The following is a 19,474-nucleotide window of genomic DNA, read 5'->3' on the forward strand; positions in this document are numbered from 1 at the left end:
AGAAGATGACAGACAAAAATAATTTAGGGATCTCAGGCAGAGTTGCAGCAGCTTTTCAGCTTAGTGCCATTACTCCACTACTGGCTTTACTGGGTTTACTGCTAGGCCTCTTTGCCGTACTCGTCACGCCTAAAGAGGAAGAACCACAAATTGATGTCACTTTTGCTGATGTTTATATTCCGTTTGCTGGCGCAACACCTGCCGAAGTTGAAAGTTTAGTCACCTTGCCTACTGAGCAAATAATTTCCGAGCTCAAAGGCATTGATACCTTATATTCATTCTCGCAGCCAGATGGCGCAATGTTTATCGTCATTTTTGAAGTGGGCGTTGCCAGAAACGACGCTATCGTTAAACTTTACAATCAGATTTACGCCAACTTGGACAAATTGCCTTTAGATGCAGGCGTTGGTGAGCCGTTGATAAAACCTCGCGGCATTGATGATGTCCCCATTGTCAGCTTAACCTTATGGTCAAAAGATACGGCGATATCAGCTGAGCAGCTGACTCATGTAGCCAACGGTTTAGAAACCGAGCTTAAAAGGATCCCCGGAACGCGCGAGATAAACTCTGTCGGCTCGCAGCAGCTAACCGTCAATGTCCGTATTGACCCAATTAAAATGAACTACTACGGCGTGTCATATGATGAAATCAATACTCGATTAAGCAGTAATAACCATGTGTCTATGCCAGCTTCTCTGGTACAACAAAATCAACAGATTAAAGTGCAAACAGGCCAATTCATCAACAGTATTGATGATGTAAAACAGCTAGTCATTGCAGTTCGAAAAGACAGTGATAGTCAAGCAGCCCCGATATTTCTCGCTGACATAGCTGACATCACTTTAAAAGCAGATATTCCCAGCCAAACTGCTTGGCATGGCGATAAAACCAATATCTACCCTGCCGTCACCATTGCCATTGGAAAGCAACCAGGCGTTAACGCCGTTGATATCGCCGATGCTATTCTTAAGCGCGTCGATAAAGTCGATAATATCTTGCTGCCTGACGCCGTCAATATATCTGTATCTCGCAACTATGGCGAAACCGCTGGCAATAAAGCTAATACCCTTATTTTAAAGCTGATTTTTGCAACCTCTGCAGTTGTGGTGTTGGTGCTACTCACTATGGGCTTTAGAGAAGCATTAGTGGTTGGTATCGCCATTGTCATTACACTAGCATTGACGCTATTTGCCTCTTGGGCTTGGGGATTCACTTTAAACCGGATCTCACTATTCGCGCTTATCTTCTCGATAGGTATTTTGGTGGATGATGCCATTGTGGTAGTTGAGAACATTCACCGCCATATGGCAATGGGCAAAAGAAGCTTTAGCGAGCTAATCCCCATTGCAGTGGACGAAGTCGGTGGACCAACCATTCTAGCGACCTTCACTGTGATTGCAGCATTGCTACCAATGGCATTTGTTTCAGGGCTTATGGGGCCATACATGAGCCCTATCCCTATAAACGCCAGCATGGGCATGCTCATCTCTCTAGCGGTCGCCTTTATGGTCACCCCTTGGCTCAGTCGTAAACTGTTAAAGCACGATGGAAATCAGGCTGACAATAAGACGACGAACCAAGGAACGGATCACGACGGCTTGATGGTACGCACTTTTAATCGACTCATTGGGCCGTTCGTCACGGGCAGGAGTGCTAGAAAGGCGCGCTTTGGTTTAGCCGCTGGGATCTTTGTTCTTATCGCTATTGCCGTTGCATTGCCTATTGGTAAGTTAGTGGTACTGAAAATGCTGCCTTTTGACAACAAATCAGAATTTCAGGTCATGGTCGATCTGCCAGAAGGTACACCTGTAGAGCAAACCCAAAGAACACTAAAAGCACTAGCACAGCACCTAAACACTGTTGAGGAGGTTGATAACTATCAACTCTATGCTGGTACCAGCGCACCAATGAATTTTAATGGCTTAGTGCGTCACTACTTTTTGCGTCAAACACAGGAGCTTGGTGATATTCAAGTGAACCTTGTTGATAAACAACACAGAGACAGAGACAGCCACAGCATTGCTCTAGCTGTCAGAGGGCCACTGCAGGAGATAGCCAAGCAATATAATGCCAATGTCAAAGTGGTCGAAGTTCCACCAGGGCCACCTGTTTGGTCACCTATCCTTGCTGAAGTTTATGGTCCCAGTGAAGCGATTAGAGAGAAAGCCGCCAATCAATTACAAGATTTATTTCATCAAACAACCGATGTTGTGGATATCGATATCTATCTACCTGCCGAACAAGCTAAATGGCAAGTTAATATAGATAGGAGCAAAGCGAGCTTGCTTGGCGTTGAATACAGTCAAGTGGTCGATCTCGTGGCCACCAGCATAGGCGGTAAAGATATTAGCTTCATGCATATGCCCAAGCAAAAATACCCTGTGCCAATTCGTATTCAGCTCAAAGAGTCTGACAAGTTCAACTTAGAGCAAGTGATGAATCTGACGATTAAAAACAGTGAAGGTCAAGCTATTGCAATGTCAGAGCTCCTGCATATTCAACAAGGTACAATTGATGCGCCAATAATCCACAAGAACATGATCCCGATGATCATGGTGGTCGCCGACATGGCGGGTCCGCTCGATAGTCCGCTATACGGTATGTTTGATATGGTCGGTAAAATAAATGCCTCTGATGGTCTTCTATTTGAGCAACACTATATTAATCAACCCACAGGGCTCGATAGTGTCGCGGTGCTTTGGGATGGCGAATGGAAAATCACCTATGAAACATTCAGAGATATGGGGATCGCGTACGCTGTCGGTATGATTGCAATATACTTGTTGGTCGTCGCACAGTTCAAATCATATACCGTGCCACTTATTATCATGGCACCGATCCCACTGACGGTAATTGGCGTTATGCCAGGTCATGCTTTACTTGGTGCACAGTTCACTGCAACATCGATGATCGGCATGATTGCACTTGCCGGAATTATCGTTCGAAATTCCATTTTATTAGTTGATTTTATCCATCAAGAAACGGCCGCAGGCCTGCCATTTGAACAAGCCGTGATTCACTCTGGCGCCGTTCGGGCAAAGCCCATTATGTTAACAGGAATGGCTGCTATGATCGGTGCCCTTTTCATTCTGGACGATCCGATTTTTAACGGCTTAGCGATCAGCCTTATTTTCGGCATATTGGTATCAACGCTACTGACGTTAGTTGTTATCCCTGTGCTTTACTATGCGGTGATGAAAAAACGCTATCAATAACCGATAACTAAATAGCATGCCTGATGTCGGCATGTCTTTAACGAAAACTTCATTAACACTGTGAGAGGTAACACTATGTCTTTAGAACGCGCCATTATGGCTTTTGCCGGAATGATGATCTTGCTTTCACTAGCCTTAACATTATGGGTTAATCACAACTTTGTCTGGTTAACTGTATTTGTCGGGGCAAACTTAACTCAAAGTGCCTATACTGGATTTTGTCCCGCTGCAATGGTGTTGAAGAAGCTCGGCTTTAAAACTGAGGCTCAATTAGCAACGGAAGGTTAGTGGAGATAAATGCTTTAACATTGATTAATATTTAAAAAGCAAGAGCTGTTAGTCCGTTATCGATATAATACCAATCAATATAAAGATTTGATCGCTCAGCCAGAGTTTAGCGGTTTTGAGATAAGTGAAGGGCATAGTGAAACTAAATTCAAGCTCATTAACGCAGAATCATAATCGCTAAAACTCACCTGTTAGGTGTGTTTTTAACTACCGACTTCCGCGTTAGATAAACGCAAAAGGGAGCAACCATTATGTCATTATGCACTTTGGATTAGCCTGCCTTGAATTAGCTCGCAAAAAGCACTCTGAGTAGATAAACTTCTTATACTGATTGGTATAACACTCTATCAACCAGTTCTAAATTATTATAAAAAGGAAAACTGATGAGTAAGATGCTTAGACTACAGTCTCTAAAATCAAATGCCATTGTTTTTGTTGTAGCAACTGCGTTGCTATTTATGTTTAGTAAGCTCGCACTTGCGACAGATCAAAATGTTGAGCAAGCTTGGCAAAAAATTGATGCTGGTGCTTTAGTTGTAGATGTGCGAACCGCAGAAGAGTTTGAACAGGGTCATCTGCCCAACGCTATCAATATTCCTTTTGAGCAGATCACAACCGTATTTGCAGATAGAAAAATTGCTAAAGACAAATCAGTGGTTGTTTACTGCCGCAGTGGTCGCCGCAGTGGTATTGCTAATGAAGCACTGATCAATGCAGGCTACACTAACACCTATAATGGTGGCGGTTACCAAATGCTAAACCAACAGCAAAAATAGTGCGATGACTTAAAAGGAACTAAGTCAACATGCTATATACCCACTTCTAAGGCCACATTTTGTGGCCTTAACTTTAAATAGACGCATCTACCTCTATACAGCAAAGAAACGCAAAGCCTAAAACACCACAGGCAAAGACAATAACCCCGATAATCAGATCTTTACTCCGTATACACCAAAAAATTCAGTATATAACCCCAAAAAACTATACAGCAAAGACTGTTAAGCCCTTACGCTTATTCCAAATGCATATAAGTTATACCTAAAGTTAGGGTATGACTTATAGCTTAAAACATCAATAACTTACTTATATATTTCTCTGTAAAAATAAAATTGAATACTAAATACAATAAAAATAAAATTCCGAACCAATAGCATAAAAAGCCATGAAAAGTGACTTTAAACCCGCAATCAACACAAAATTAAGGAATAAACATTCAAGTAAAGAATTCTGTCCATATTGCAATGAAAGCCCTTTCATGATTTAACATTTATTTTACAACCGTAACAACTGCGGATACATTCTTAATCGCAGCCAGTCTTAGCATTGGTAACTGCAAAAACTATAAGAAACAACTAAATATCCTGATTAACATGGAAGACAGTTATGACTACAAGTAAAGTAACAACAGCATTAAGCCTGTCCGTTCTTGCACTTTCGATTTCAGCAAGTGTTAGTGCGGCTCCCTCTTTCACTCCTGGTTTACACAGCAATTCAGCGCAATTAAATAGCGAGAACCCGCTGCCTAAGCGTTATATCGTAAAGTTCAAAACTGCAGACGCCGCCGCTGGCTTTTCAACAACAACAAACGCAATTGACGATGCAGAGTATCAACCACGAGCGAACGAAGTCTTTTCTCACTTCCGCGCGCTAAATAGCGTCTCAGCAAAAGAGATGAAGCGTATTGGTCGCAGTAATAGCTATACCGTTAAGTTAGATAGTAAGAATATTCAAGCGCTTAGATTCCGCGCTGATGTTGATTATGTAGAAGAAGATGTACCCCGTCGCCTACTAAGCGAAACCACGCCTTGGGGTCAAACTTATGTCGGTGCAACAACGTTAAGCGATAGTCAAGCCGGCAACCGTACCATCTGTATCATTGACTCTGGTTACGACCGAGGTCATAACGATCTTAACGCTAACAATGTAACCGGTACAAACAATTCAGGAACCGGGAACTGGTTTGATCCAGGTGCAGGTAATGCTCATGGTACTCACGTAGCGGGTACCATCGCAGCCATTGCTAACAACGAAGGTGTTGTTGGTGTTATGCCGAATCAAAATGCCAATATACATGTGATTAAAGTGTTTAACTCGTCAGGCTGGGGATACTCATCATCCCTAGTGTCTGCCGTTGATACCTGTGTTAGCAATGGCGCCAACGTAGTGACAATGAGTTTAGGTGGTTCAAGCTCAAGTAACACAGAAAGAAATGCCCTTGCAGCACATGAAAGTAATGGTGTGTTGCTCATCGCTGCCGCGGGTAACGATGGTAATAGCACCCATAGCTACCCAGCATCTTATGATGCCGTCATGTCTGTTGCTGCAGTAGATAGCAATAAAGACCATGCAGCATTTTCACAATATACCAACCAAGTTGAAATCTCCGGCCCAGGTGAAGCTATTCTTTCAACGGTAACCCGTGGTGAAGGTCGTCTCGCTGATATTACTATTGGTGGTCAGTCTTACTTCGATAACGGTGTTGTACCGCATAATCGTTACGTACAGTCAGGTTCAAGTCATGTACCAACGCCTTATATCGGCACAGCAACTGCAACACTTGCTGAATGTACTGTTAACGGAAGCACATTCAACTGTGGCAACATGGCAAACAAAGTGTGTCTAGTTGAGCGTGTTGGCAACCAAGGCGCAAGTTACCCAGAAATAGATGCCGTTAAAGCCTGTAGTTCAGCTGGCGCAAGTGCAGTCATTGTGTACAGTAATACTTCCCTTCCAGGTCTACAAAATCCGTTTCTTGTTGACAGCAATAACGAAGCACCTCTTGTCTCAGTATCTGTTGACCGTGCGACAGGCCTAGCATTGCGTAATCAAATTGGCGCAACAGTAACGGTTGCCAATACAGACAATGAAGATTACGAATATTATAACGGTACCTCGATGGCAACGCCTCACGTATCAGGTGTCGCAACACTGGTCTGGAGTCATCATACTGAATGTAGCGCAGCGCAAGTTCGCGCAGCACTTAACGCGACAGCAGAAGACTTAGAAACAGCGGGTCGCGATAACAATACAGGCTATGGCCTAGTTGATGCTGTTGCAGCAAAAGCTTACCTTGATGCATCTTGTACAGGTCCAACAGACCCTGGTACTGGTGGTGGCGACAACGTGCTAGTTAATGGCGTGACTAAGTCAAACTTAGCGGGTGCGAGCTCTGATGAACTTCATTATTCAATTGATGTTCCAGCGGGTGCAACCGACTTGAGCTTTGCTATGAGCGGCGGCACAGGTGATGCTGACCTTTATGTTCAATATGGAGCAGCACCGACCACAGCAACCGGTGGTTATGATTGCCGTCCATGGAAAACAGGTAATAACGAGTCATGCCCAATCGACACCGTTCAATCTGGTACTTACTATGTGATGATTCAAGGCTATAGCGCATTTAGCGGTGTGAATCTTGTTGCTAACTTTACAGAAGATAATGGCGGTGGCACTGGCGGAACAGGTGGTGCAGCGACATATAGCAACAACAGTAGCTACGACATTCCTGATAACAGCAGCGCAGGTGTAAGCAGCTCTATTGCAGCAACTCGCACTGGAGACTCAGGAACGGTAACTGTAAACGTTAACATTAGCCATACCTACATTGGTGATTTGCAAGTCGAGCTTCATAGCCCAAGTGGCCAAGTGGCAGTACTGCATGACAACACTGGTGGCAGTGCTAACGACATAGTAAAAACCTATACCGTTGATATGACAGGAACGGACTCTGCTGGTAATTGGCAGCTAAAAGCCGTAGACAGTGCAAGACGTGACACCGGCACAATCAACTCATGGGAGCTAAGCTTTCAGTAACCCCTGACTTTTGTTAAAAGCAAATTTTGAGAGCCTTAGTTAAAGGCTCTCTTTTTTTGCTCTGCATTGATAACATTTTCGATGATAAAACTGATATAATTACTGCAATAGCATCTGCAATGAACATACATCATGACCCAAGTAAACAACCCATTACACGGTATTAAGCTAGAAGCCTTACTGACTGACCTCGTCGAGCATTATGGCTGGGAAGAGCTTGGCGAGCGTATTAACGTGCGCTGCTTCAAACATGACCCAAGTATTAAATCAAGCCTAAGGTTTCTGCGTAAAACCCTTTGGGCCAGAGAGAAAGTAGAGTACCTCTACCTAAAGATGAATAAGCTACCTTTACCCGCAAGAAAGCCTAGAGAAGATGGCTATCAGGCCAGTGATAAAACATTACGCGCGGCGAAGAACAAAGCAGCTGATAGACCTAGCGAAGACTCCGATGATAACTCTCAAGTAAATGCCAATATCTGGGGCAATTAACCTCTAGGACAGTCAGTAATAAAAAGGCTTAACAATCAGTATTGTTAAGCCTTTTTATTTAGTCACGATACCGATTCAACCAGCACAATTCAGCAGAAGCTATATCGGGAAGTCAAAGATAAGTCGCCAAACCTGCACACCGTCTCCCGCTCGATAACTCACTCCGAATCGGCTCATATTAAACAGATCCCAACCCACTGGTTTGGAGAAAGCTAACGTGATCCCCGCTTCAAAGCTGTTGGTCACTAATACATCTTCCTCGAAGGGTGTTACAAATCTAAGCTTGTCAAAATACCAGTAGCCGGCGACAAAAAACCGTGGTTCTACGCCGACATCAGCTATTTGAAAATGAAAGTTAGTGCCAATATCAAGTCCAGATTGAATCGCCGAATAGGTTTCATTGGGTCCATCATCAAGACTGTTATATCCAGCAAAAAATATGCGATTGACCCAAATAGGCTTACTCTCTTTAAGTTCGAAATCAAGTAAACTCGACATACCTGCCGAATAGATAATGACATCGTTGCCATTAGTGGTATTCGTGCCAACGCCTAAGTCTGCATAGGTTTGAAACTCATGGGTATCAGAGGTTCGTACGCGGTATTCAATCCCGGGAGTAAATGTTGCAGTCCCAACACTACTGGGAAAGTCGCCTTCTGGCAGATCGCTCCAAGTAAAGTTAAAAAAACCGAGTGATAATGGTGTGCGTAGCACTAAAGATTCTGTTTCGGTACGCTCAAGATCAAAACTAATTGGGATATTGACTACCGTTGCGTTTTGCCCAGAAGTTCGGTAAATACCGCTACCCAGATAGTTTGCAAAAGCATAATGACTGTAATCCGTTTCAGCATTAACAGGGAGTGTAAAAAGTAACAGCAAAACAGAAAGGGAACGCACAAGGGCCATCATTAAAAATTAACTTAACTGGTCTCTAATAGATAGCCCTGAATATAGCGGTATAACCTTGAAAAAGCCACGGTTAATGTAGCTTAGTCTTTACCTTCCTCGGTAAAATGATGCTCAGACATCATATGACCTAGTTCCGTCGATTTTGTCTTTAGGTAACCTTCGTTATAACGATTTTTACCGACTTGCAGTGGAACACGTTCAACCACTTCTAGTCCAAAGCTTTGCATCGCTTTTACTTTTCTAGGGTTATTGGTCATCAGTCTGACTTTACTGACACCGATCTGCTCCATCATCGGGATGATCATGTCATATTTGCGCATATCCGCAGCAAAACCAAGGCGCTCATTGGCCTCTACGGTATTTGCACCGCCATCTTGCAGCTCGTAAGCACGGATTTTATTGAGTAATCCAATCCCCCGCCCTTCTTGGCGCAGATATAGGATAAACCCTTGTCCGACTTCAGCGATATTCTGCATTGCTGTTTGCAATTGAAAACCACAATCACAACGCAAACTGAAAAGCGCATCACCTGTTAAGCACTCAGAGTGAATACGGCCTAAAATAGGACTTTCGGCATCAAATACGCCTAATGTCAGCGCAACATGCTCTTTACCTGTCTCGCTATCTTCAAAGCCATGCATTTCAAAAACACCCCAAGGTGTTGGCAATTTAGACGACGCGATATATTTAATCGACATGATAAAACCTTAACGACTACTCTCATTCCTTGAGACTGCTGAAATCCTAGTAACGATATTAATTTCGAACCAAACTTGCTGAAGAATCAAATCTAATGTTAGACATTACAATGAACAGGAATACGTTAGACAAATTACAAAGCATTTCAGCGCAGCATAAGCTGCGCGTCTATACATAACCTTGAAGCGGCTCACTAAATGAAAAACTTAATAGGCAATTAGCCTAAAATTCTTTCGGAGCAAAGCCTGTTACTTGCTTGATGCCCATTTCGCGACCAAGTGCAGTCATTGGATGCACGACCACTAAACCACGAACAGACTTCTTCAACTTACCCATGTCCGCTTGCTCGGCTTTGGTCAATACACGGCTAAATTTGAGGTCTTTAACCGAGGCACCTTCTTTACCTAGCTCACGAGATTGCTGATTTTTAACATTAGCAATACGCTTAGTTAAAGTGGCTATTTCACGTTTAAACTGGATTATGACCCCAGGATCATCACGCTTTTCAGCTGCTGCTAACTTACGACGAAATTTGTCGAGCTTATCGTTGAGCGTTTGCAGCTCCTGCTTTAAATTCATTTACAAACCTTAAATTCAAATCTAAATAACTTATCTAGAAACAAAAACAGCCCCAAAATATTTTGACGCTGTTTATCATTATTGCCTCATTATAACAGCAAATAGTGCAATATTACCTAGGTTTATGCCTAGCTTATCTTAGATAATGGATCACTTGGTTACTACTACCTTTAAAAACTAAGCTAGGATCGGCAAGAGATTGCTCAAATTTACCATCAACTACCACATTAACCCATTCAACAATCGCTTGCTGCTCGGCGGTTAACTCATCAAGAAGATAGCCTGTCCACAACCAAATATCTTTACCTGGACATTGCTCTTTAACTCGCCTGACAAGCTCAAGTATGGCGCTGAGGTTACCTGGAAATAGTGGGTCACCGCCAGATAAAGAAAGACCACGTCTTTTAATGCGACTATCATTGAGATCGTCAATAATGGTTTGCATCATCTGCTCATCAAACACATGACCAGAGCACGGATTCCAAGTTGACTGATTATAGCAACCACGGCATTGATGCTCGCAGCCAGAAACAAATAGCGTCGCTCGAGTACCTGGACCATTAATCACATCGGTTTGATAGTATTGATGATAATGCATAAAAATCTCTTCTAGATAACAAAAAGGTGCCTGTAAAAGCACCTTATTGAGTTTGCCGCACACGCTATATTAAAGGTGCTTGATACGGCGCTTAACCTCTTCTTGCTTACCATAATTAAATGGTCTTGCATCAGGACTACCTAAATAGCCACACACTCGGCGTGTTACCGATACTCTGCTAGGTTCATGGTTGCCACATTTAGGACAGGTAAAGCCTTTGCTGGTACAGCTAAATTCACCAGTAAAACCACAGTCATAACACTCATCAATCGGTGTATTCGTGCCGTAATAAGGCACTCTTGAATAGCTGTAGTCCCAGACATTCTCCAACGCTTCAACGTTGTTCTGCATATTGGGGAATTCGCCGTAACAGATAAATCCGCCATTTGCGATTTCAGGGTAAGGCTGTTCAAAGTCAATCTTGTCGTACGGATTGACTTGCTTTTCAACATCTAAATGGAAACTGTTGGTGTAGTAACCTTTAGCTGTGACTCCCTCTACAACACCGAATACTTTGGCGTCAAGATTACAGAAACGGCTACACAAATTTTCACTTGGCGTGCTGTATAGACTGAAAGCGTAACCAGATTCTGCTTTCCATTTATCGGTTGCCGCTTTTAAGTATTGAATCACTTCAACCGCTTTAGCGCGCAACAATGCATTGTCATATAGATGCGTTTCGGTGCCATAAAGTGCATTTATGGTTTCATGAAGGCCTATGTAACCAAGCGAAATTGAAGCGCGGCCATTTTTAAATATCTCAGAGATATCATCATCAGCGCGTAAACGAACGCCACAAGCTCCTTCCATGTAAAGAATCGGTGCAACTCGTGCTTTAACACCTTCTAAACGTTCTATTCGAGTATCTAACGCTTTGCGAGCAATGGTTAAACGCTGATCTAAAATCCTGTAGAATTCAGCTTCATCGCCTTTAGCTTCAAGCGCAACTCGTGGCAAGTTTAAGCTCACAACACCAAGGTTGTTGCGTCCTTCATGCACTAGCTCGCCATCTTCTTCAAAGGTGCCAAGGAAGCTACGGCAACCCATTGGGGTTTTAAATGAACCCGTTACCTTTTCTACTTGTTCGTAATTGAGGATATCCGGGTACATACGCGTAGTCGCACATTTTAATGCAAGCTGCTTGATGTCGTAGTTACAATCGCCATCTTTGTGGTTAATACCATCACGAATGGCGAAAACCAGTTTAGGGAATACCGCGGTTTTACGGTTCTTACCTAAGCCTGCAATACGCACTTTCATCATCGACTGTTGAATAAGTCGAGACTCCCATGACGTCCCCAGTCCAAAACCAAAGGTCACAAATGGTGTTTGACCATTGGCGGTATGCAATGTGTTTACTTCATACTCAAGTGACTGAAATGCATCATGACACTCTTTTTCGGTCAATGAGGTCGCAAATGCTTTGGCGTCTGTAATCCCCCAAGTTAGCGCAACTTGATAATGCTTGTCGTAACTTTTGGCAACAAAAGGCGCTAACACTTCATCGATACGGTTAATCGTGGTGCCGCCATATATATGGCTAGCAACCTGAGCAATTATCTGCGCGGTAACAGCTGTCGCTGTAGAAATTGATTTAGGTGTTTCAATTTCAGCGTTGCCCATCTTAAAACCTTTGGTCAACATGCCACTGAGATCAATCAACATACAGTTGAACATCGGGAAAAACGGCGCGTAATCTAAGTCATGATAGTGAATTTCGCCTGACTCATGCGCTGCAACAACATCTTTTGGTAAGATATGACATTTAGCGTAGTGTTTAGCCACAATACCAGCTAATAGATCACGTTGAGTTGGGATTACTTTTGAATCTTTATTGGCATTTTCATTTAACAGCGCTGCATTGCTCTGCTCAACAAGACCACGGATCTCTTTATTTAATCGACTGCTGACTTCGCGCTTTATATCTCTATCGTGGCGGTATTCAATGTATACCCGAGCCAAAGATTTATAAGGGCCTTCCATCAATAAGTTTTCGACGGCATCTTGCAGATCGTGGATGTTTATTTCATCTAGCATAGCGACAGAGTCGGCAGCATTTTTTGCTACTTTTTCTGCATAGGCGCTATCATCAATACCTGCCGAGTTAGCAGCTGCTATCACTGCATCTTTAATCCTTGTTTCGTCAAAAGGCGTGCGGTAACCATCCCGTTTAATAACCACTGGCATTGTAAAGCTCCTATTTAGCATCATCCACAAGTAACACTACATATAGTATTACTTTAAATCAAAATCACAATATGTGGCGCATTAAGCTATAAAAAGACAACTAGTACTTTGATCCAGATCATTATTTTACACAACGAAGATAATAAGAAAAAATAACTGGGGACGATCCCGCTTATCTAAAATTATGCCCTTGACGATGGCAATTAAGACCGCTAGTAGCAGGATAAAATTGGGATAAATTGTGGATAAAAACCAAGATGACATTAACGCCTTAGTTTAACCCTTTGCCATGGCGACAGGAAATGAGTTTAAGCCGCTATAAAACGCTATTATCGCGCGGTAAAGTCGACACAATAATAGCCTGATTAGTGTTAAATACTATTTCAGCTTTTTAACAAGAAATGGTTTACACAGAGATATTAAAAGGCCAGTCACCTTAATGCCGTTTTGCCAGTGCCAGATAACTGTTTAGTTGACCGGTTGCCTGTTGATGCTCACCCGTCATTGAGGCTAGTTGCATTAACGACTTAATGCCTTGATATTGGTTTTTCTGTTGATCGGTAAGTGTTCTATCTGACTCCAGCAGTGCTGTAATGTCACTTGCCACTCGATTAGCTTTTTGGGCTACCACTGGTGATTGAATCGCATCCATAGTGCGCATAACCCACTTTGCTTCATCTAAGGTACCGGCCAACTCACGATCTTCACTGCTGTTGGTGAGTGTCGCACGCTGCTCATCAATAAAATCTGCTAAAGATTGCGCTTCAGTCGACGGGATATCAAAACCACTATTGGTCAAGCGATTCAACTGTCCATCCGACAGAATGCCATCTTGATATAAGCGTTGTATAAGGCTGGGGAGCTTTTCACTGCTAAAGCTGCCATCTTGGAAGAAATCTTTCGCCATCGCTTCGATTTTTTGCGCCCGCTCTGCACGGCCCGATAATACAAGGCCGTTATCGTCTTTACTCGGAGCATTTGCAGCCGATGTTGTAGCACTAGCATTAACGCCATTAGCACTGCTAACACTAGATTGGCTACCAGAAGCACCGTAGGCATCGGCGAGAACTGCTCCGCTATTCACTGGGTTATTGATACTACTTAATGGGTTCATCGTCAAAAATTCGGCGTTAGCTTAATCATGCAGCTATTGAAGCAGGAAGTGTGCCGCTTTTTGAACGATTAAATTGACTGGTTACTTTTGATTCAACTGTGTGGTCAAGTTTAAACATAGTACGCGCAGAGACTCAACCTCCTGCTCAGTCATACTTACCTTCTCTAATAGTGTTTGCTTTTGTGACAACGCATCGGCTTGCAGCGCCAAGCCGGTGTTTGTTAATGCAATCACTTTTTTACGCTCATCGGTTTCATCTGGCAGTCGCTGCAGAAACAATTTTGTCTCCAATCGCTTTACGATTGGTGTCAACGTTCCCATATCCAAACGTGTAGCTTGAGATAACTGCGTCATACTCGCCCTATCTTTTAGCCATAGCGCTTGCATAACCAAATATTGTGGATAGGTCAGTTCATATTGATCCAACAAAGGGCGGTAAGCGCGCATAAGTGCATTGCCTGCGGTATACAGCGCAAAACATACATTATCTGATAAACATGCTGGGCTATCATTATTTGACACTTTGTTATCCGCCACTAGTTATTATCTCGATTAAGAGTGGCAATTTTACCTGACTAGAATTAACAACACTAGCCAATCCTTATTTTATTTGCGCAAAAATAGTTTGCGCACAAACCATTTGCATCACTCTTAATCTTTAGTTATGATGCGGGCAATTACTTTGCGCACAAACAAAAATAAAGGATCACTATGAACGCTAAGCAAATACAACTTAAATCTCGCCCTGAGGGCCTACCTAACGCCAACAATTTCGCTGAAGCTGAAGTGGCATTAGCGGCGATTAAAGACGGTGAGTTCTTAGTTAAGAATCTATGGATGTCAGTCGATCCATACATGCGTGGCCGCATGATTGATAGAAAAAGTTACATTGCACCTTTTGAAATAGGCGCTGTACTTGAAGGTGGCGCAATTGGCGAAGTAATTGAATCGAACAATAGCGAGTTCCCAGTTGGCAGCAAAGTGAACAGCATGCACGGTTGGCGCAGCCATTATGTTACCGACGGAACAGAGATCACTCGTCTGCCACAAACACCGATCAGCGAGTCACATTTTTTAGGCGTGCTTGGCATGCCAGGTATGACAGCTTGGACTGGCCTTAACCGTATCGCGGAGCTAAAATCGGGCGAAACCTTATTTGTCTCTGCAGCATCAGGCGCCGTTGGTAGCGTTGCGGTACAAATAGGCAAACTAATGGGTGCCCGAGTGGTTGCATCGGTTGGCTCTGATGAGAAGGCTGAGCACATAAAATCACTCGGTGTAGACGCTGTGATCAACTACAAAACCTGTGGCGACCTTACAGCAGCACTTGCCCAAGCAGCGCCAGAAGGGATTGATGTCTATTTCGAGAACGTAGGTGGCGAACACTTAACCGCTGCACTTAACAATATGAAAGACCATGGCCGCATTGCTGTTTGCGGCATGATTGCGCAATATAACGATACGGTGCCAACCCCGGGACCGGCAAACTTAGCGCAAATCATTATGAAAAAGCTAAAAATTGAAGGCTTTATTGTGTTTGAACATTGGGCACATTACCCTGAGTTTGCCAAGCAGATGGGCCAATGGTTAGTGGAAGGCAAAGTCACCGCTGAACAAACGGTTTATGAGGGGCTGTCAAATGCACCTGAAGCCTTTATCGGATTGTTTGAAGGTAAAAACCGCGGCAAAATGATTGTGAAGTTGACTTAATCAATACTTGATAACGGCAATAAAAAAGGGCTTTAAGCCCTTTTTTATTGCCCCATTTTTAAGGTTTATTCGGTTATTCGATGTGGCGCTAAAGCAGCTTCAATAAGATGCGCAACTTGCTCTACAGCCGCCTCTCCTGCTGCAATAGCTTCTTCCGCGCGATGAAACTCCATAGTACCAATATCACCTAGATCTGGCACAATACAAATATCAGGCGGATCGCCCATTAATCGAGCTCTTTTATGCCGTTGCTCCAATATATCCATAGACTGCGACATTACCGCTAACATTCCAGGGTTTGGGCTTTGGCTATTTTCGAGCTTTTGACTCAATGAAAGCTTATCCGTCAGGCCGCTAATGTAGTCTCTTCCCCGAGCTAACAAATCAGTAAAACCTTTCTCTTGATGCTTTTCAGCTTCTGCTTCTTCCTCTGTAGTTGGCTTGTTACTCTTCATGTTGACTGGTAATACTTGCAAACGGCCACGGCGCAAACCATGAAGATCAACCGCAATCACAATATCGACGCCCATTGCACGGCTAACTGACACAGGGACAGGATTCACTACTGCGCCGTCCACCAGCCAACGTTCGCCCACTTTAACGGGCGGTAAAATACCAGGCATGGAGCATGATGCTCTCACCGCATGACGCAAATCCCCTTCTGTAAACCAGATCTCTTGTCCGGAATAGAGATCGGTAGCGACTGCTGCAAATGGTTTTTTTAGCTGCTCAATCTGCATATCGCCCATGCGTTTTTGCAGCACATCAAATACTTTTTCACCACCGATTAAGCCACCTTTTCGCCAACTCAAATCCATAAGTCCCAATAGATCCCAGCTACTAAAGCTACGTACCCAGCCTTCTAACTCTGCCAAATTATCATTAGCATATGCGGCACCTACCACTGCACCAATAGAGCAACCAGCAATTTTATCAGGATAAACACCCAACTTAGCCAGCCCATTCAACACACCAATATGTGCCCAACCCTTTGCAGCACCACTTCCAAGGGCAAGCCCTATTCGAACTGAATGATTTTTTTCTGACACGATTTTTGACTCCTACAGCCAATATTAAGCTCTACCTAACAATGCAAGTGTTCTTTGACACGCTGATTTTAGCACTCTACTGTGTTGTTGAACCACATTCACCCTTCATGAGTGCTTATTTCTACCTCTTTAAGGAAACTTAATCGCTAGTCATAGCCCTGCTCTATCTATCTAGGCTATAATACTCGGTCAGATTATTTAAGGAGTTCACCTTTGCAATTCACCGATTTTTCACTGGATCAACGTCTGTTACAAACATTAAAGCACATGGGAATAGACACCCCTACTGAGATCCAGGAACAAGCCATACCGATTGCCCTTGCTGGCAAAGATCTAATGGCATCATCTAAAACGGGTTCAGGCAAGACCTTGGCGTTTTTGCTACCTGCAATGCAAAGGATGATTTCGTGTAAAGCATTGAGTAAGCGCGACCCTCGCGCGGTTATTTTGCTACCCACTCGTGAGCTTGCAACTCAGGTTTATAGTCAACTGCGTTTATTAGTTGCTAATACTCAGTTTAAAGCGACTAAAATTCTTGGCGGTGAGAATTTCAACGACCAAGCAAAAGCACTGGCTCGTGACCCGCACTTTGTTGTGGCCACACCGGGTCGCTTGGCCGATCACCTGAAACAGCATCATCTCCACCTCAATGGTCTTGAGCTGCTTATCTTCGATGAAGCTGACCGTATGTTAGATTTAGGTTTTGCCGAGCAGCTTAAACAAATTAACGGTGCGGCCGATCATAAACGTCGCCAAACCCTGATGTTTTCAGCAACACTTGATCACGGTGATGTCGATGAAATCGCCGCTGAGCTGCTTAAAACCCCAGAACATGTGGCTATTGGCGCTGGTAACTTAGAACATAAAGATATTACTCAGCGTATATTCCTTTGTGATCACCTTGACCATAAAGAAGCGTTGTTATCGCGCATTTTAAAAGATGAGCAGCAAAAACAGATCATCATCTTTACCGCCACTCGACAAGATACCGACCGCCTAGCAAAGAAACTTGCTGATGATGGCTTTAAAACAGCATCACTCAGTGGCGAGCTAAAACAAAACGCCCGTAACCAAATTATGGATGAGTTCAGCCGCGGTTTACAACAGATATTGGTGACTACTGATGTTGCATCTCGTGGTCTAGATTTACTCAACGTATCTTTAGTGATCAACTTTGATATGCCCAAATTTGCCGAAGAGTATGTTCACCGTATTGGACGTACTGGCCGTGCTGGCGCTAAAGGCGACGCGGTTTCATTGGTCGGTCCTAAAGATTGGGTTAACTTTACCCAAGTACAAACCTTCCTTAATAAGCAGTTTGCTTTTAGTGAACTTGAAGGGTTAAAAGGTAAATTTACCGGCTTAAAACCCAAAGCAAAGAACAACAAGAAAGCAAAACCTGCAGCAGCTAAGAAAAAAGCGGCAACCGCGAAGAAAAAGTCTGCGGCTAAAGCTACAGCTAATCGCGATAGACGCTTTGCCACTGGCGTCGACGTCGGTGATGCACCTATGCTTAGAAAGCCAAAAGCTAAGCTGCAGGATACACCAGAAGATTAATAAGCTGCTTACATAACGCTTTAAGCCGCTGTGATAGAGCACTATCACAGCGGCTTTTTATTTAAACAAAATCAAAGTAGAAGATTTATTTAGCAATTTTTTCCAACCAGTTTTTGTCTGCACGCTCTATATACAAAGCGGTATCTTGTAACCATGTCTCGCGCACTCCAAGGCTATAATTTAAGTAAAGCTTATTATTTAGTATGGTAAATGCATTTGGGTCAGTGTCCACCACAAAACCTTTCGACATGCCGTAGGCACAGTAGCCACCATATTGTGGAAGGTATTGTTGTTGGTTTCGCTCAAACAACAACTTGTGTTCTTCACTGCTAAAAAGCCATTGGGTATCTTTATAATGGCTGCTAAATTCAAGGTTACCCTTAACTGGTTCCTGCTCAGTAAAATAAGCAACCACATCGTAACCATTAACCGCGATACCTTCGTCCTGAAACGTTGGCTCACCGCCTAAGCTCGTACAGCCAACTAAAACAAAACTCAACAAAATAGCCGTTAGATTGTAGATCCGTTTCATAATTTCCCTCTCTCCCATTACACAATACATAACCAACTAGACCGAGCGACGGCATAACGTATTTCATTACTACTCATTTAAATGAAGTTAACTGAAATGTCATACAACAAACCAAAATATATTTGCAATATGCCAATGCTAAACGCTGACCACTGAGCAAAATAACGCTACAATATGCGCAATATTGTTATTGTTAAGGTTTATCATGAGAGTTTGTGGCGTAGAGTTAAAAGGTGGCGAAGCCATCATCAGTTTATTAAGTTATGAAGGCGAAACCTATAATGTGCCTGATTGCCGTCAGAAATCATTCGCTATTTCAAACTCAGCGCAAACCGAAACGATTCGAGAGTTTCACTTTGCCTTTGGTAAACTACTAGAAGATTACCGTGTTGATGAAGTTGTCATCATTGAACGTGAACAAAAAGGCAAAAACGCAGGCAGCGTGACGAGCTTTAAACTTGAGGCTGCGATTCAAGTATTATCACTGCCGGTAACACTCATCTCCCCTGTTACGGTTAAAGCACAGCTCAAGCGTAATCCACCGCAAGTTGACTTTGAAGGTCTTGGGCTTAAGCGATTCCAAAAGAATGCTTTCGAAGCGGCTTATGCTGCACATAACTTAACCATCTTCAAGGTAGAAGAAGAGTAATTACAGAGAAACACAGCTAGGGACGTTAACCTTGATGAAAATTCATTGTTTAAGGCCAGGCTAGATGCCATCGTCCCTTTTGTAAT

At 43.3% G+C, this 19,474-nt stretch carries 17 protein-coding genes; 8 read left to right on the forward strand and 9 right to left on the reverse strand.

Going from position 1 to position 19,474, the window contains the following annotated elements; translation table 11 throughout:
• The first annotated feature begins 5 nt into the window (after positions 1-5).
• The 5 genes from L2730_RS05225 (at position 6) to L2730_RS05245 (ending at position 7,805) form a co-directional block, all read left to right on the forward strand.
• Positions 6-3,215: an efflux RND transporter permease subunit gene (locus L2730_RS05225; RefSeq protein ID WP_248973631.1), complete on the forward strand. Its 3,210-nt coding sequence runs from the start codon at positions 6-8 to the stop codon at positions 3,213-3,215.
• Between the two features lie 75 nt (positions 3,216-3,290).
• Positions 3,291-3,503 carry a YgaP family membrane protein gene (locus L2730_RS05230; protein WP_248973632.1) on the forward strand — a complete coding sequence of 71 codons (213 nt, stop codon included), beginning with the start codon at positions 3,291-3,293 and terminating at the stop codon, positions 3,501-3,503.
• Between the two features lie 383 nt (positions 3,504-3,886).
• On the forward strand, positions 3,887-4,279 hold the full coding sequence (locus tag L2730_RS05235; protein WP_248973633.1) for a rhodanese-like domain-containing protein: 393 nt from the start codon (positions 3,887-3,889) through the stop codon (positions 4,277-4,279).
• Between the two features lie 607 nt (positions 4,280-4,886).
• The gene (locus L2730_RS05240) at positions 4,887-7,316 is read left to right on the forward strand and encodes a S8 family serine peptidase (protein ID WP_248973634.1); all 2,430 of its coding nucleotides are present in this window, start codon (positions 4,887-4,889) and stop codon (positions 7,314-7,316) included.
• Between the two features lie 132 nt (positions 7,317-7,448).
• Complete coding sequence (locus tag L2730_RS05245; protein ID WP_248973635.1) at positions 7,449-7,805, forward strand: VF530 family protein; 357 nt, start codon at positions 7,449-7,451, stop codon at positions 7,803-7,805.
• A 99-nt stretch (positions 7,806-7,904) separates the two neighbouring features.
• Here the strand turns inward: L2730_RS05245 and L2730_RS05250 are convergent, their stop codons facing one another.
• The 7 genes from L2730_RS05250 to L2730_RS05280 all read right to left on the reverse strand — a co-directional run bounded on the left by L2730_RS05250 (position 7,905) and on the right by L2730_RS05280 (position 14,413).
• Positions 7,905-8,711 (reverse strand): hypothetical protein, encoded by an 807-nt coding sequence (locus L2730_RS05250; RefSeq protein ID WP_248973968.1) that lies wholly within the window; start codon positions 8,709-8,711, stop codon positions 7,905-7,907.
• 83 nt (positions 8,712-8,794) lie between these two features.
• A complete protein-coding gene (ribA, locus tag L2730_RS05255; RefSeq protein WP_248973636.1) occupies positions 8,795-9,412 on the reverse strand; it encodes a GTP cyclohydrolase II in 618 nt (205 codons plus the stop codon).
• Positions 9,413-9,635: 223 nt separating this feature from the next.
• Positions 9,636-9,992 (reverse strand): YibL family ribosome-associated protein, encoded by a 357-nt coding sequence (locus L2730_RS05260; protein ID WP_044555947.1) that lies wholly within the window; start codon positions 9,990-9,992, stop codon positions 9,636-9,638.
• 133 nt (positions 9,993-10,125) lie between these two features.
• Complete coding sequence (nrdG, locus tag L2730_RS05265) at positions 10,126-10,590, reverse strand: anaerobic ribonucleoside-triphosphate reductase-activating protein (RefSeq protein ID WP_248973637.1); 465 nt, start codon at positions 10,588-10,590, stop codon at positions 10,126-10,128.
• Between the two features lie 69 nt (positions 10,591-10,659).
• On the reverse strand, positions 10,660-12,777 hold the full coding sequence (nrdD, locus tag L2730_RS05270) for an anaerobic ribonucleoside-triphosphate reductase (protein WP_248973638.1): 2,118 nt from the start codon (positions 12,775-12,777) through the stop codon (positions 10,660-10,662).
• Positions 12,778-13,213: 436 nt separating this feature from the next.
• Entirely contained in the window at positions 13,214-13,891 is a 678-nt protein-coding gene (locus L2730_RS05275; protein ID WP_248973639.1) for a hypothetical protein, read from the reverse strand.
• 81 nt (positions 13,892-13,972) lie between these two features.
• Positions 13,973-14,413, reverse strand: coding sequence for a MarR family winged helix-turn-helix transcriptional regulator (locus tag L2730_RS05280; RefSeq protein ID WP_346347811.1), 441 nt, complete (start codon positions 14,411-14,413; stop codon positions 13,973-13,975).
• Positions 14,414-14,602: 189 nt separating this feature from the next.
• On the opposite strand from L2730_RS05280, the gene L2730_RS05285 reads away from it, so the two are divergent.
• The gene (locus tag L2730_RS05285) at positions 14,603-15,601 is read left to right on the forward strand and encodes an NADP-dependent oxidoreductase (RefSeq protein ID WP_248973641.1); all 999 of its coding nucleotides are present in this window, start codon (positions 14,603-14,605) and stop codon (positions 15,599-15,601) included.
• 65 nt (positions 15,602-15,666) lie between these two features.
• Here the strand turns inward: L2730_RS05285 and rssA are convergent, their stop codons facing one another.
• A complete protein-coding gene (gene rssA / locus L2730_RS05290) occupies positions 15,667-16,650 on the reverse strand; it encodes a patatin-like phospholipase RssA (protein ID WP_248973642.1) in 984 nt (327 codons plus the stop codon).
• Positions 16,651-16,863: 213 nt separating this feature from the next.
• Between rssA and L2730_RS05295 the strand changes: the two genes are divergently transcribed.
• Positions 16,864-18,207: a DEAD/DEAH box helicase gene (locus L2730_RS05295; RefSeq protein WP_248973643.1), complete on the forward strand. Its 1,344-nt coding sequence runs from the start codon at positions 16,864-16,866 to the stop codon at positions 18,205-18,207.
• Positions 18,208-18,292: 85 nt separating this feature from the next.
• On the opposite strand, the gene L2730_RS05300 is transcribed toward L2730_RS05295, so the two are convergent.
• A complete protein-coding gene (locus L2730_RS05300) occupies positions 18,293-18,739 on the reverse strand; it encodes a YHS domain-containing (seleno)protein (RefSeq protein ID WP_248973644.1) in 447 nt (148 codons plus the stop codon).
• Positions 18,740-18,944: 205 nt separating this feature from the next.
• Between L2730_RS05300 and L2730_RS05305 the strand changes: the two genes are divergently transcribed.
• A complete protein-coding gene (locus L2730_RS05305; protein WP_248973645.1) occupies positions 18,945-19,388 on the forward strand; it encodes a DUF3010 family protein in 444 nt (147 codons plus the stop codon).
• The last annotated feature ends 86 nt before the right edge of the window (positions 19,389-19,474 follow it).

Source organism: Shewanella kaireitica (assembly GCF_023284045.1).
In the GTDB taxonomy this organism is placed as follows: domain Bacteria; phylum Pseudomonadota; class Gammaproteobacteria; order Enterobacterales; family Shewanellaceae; genus Shewanella; species Shewanella kaireitica.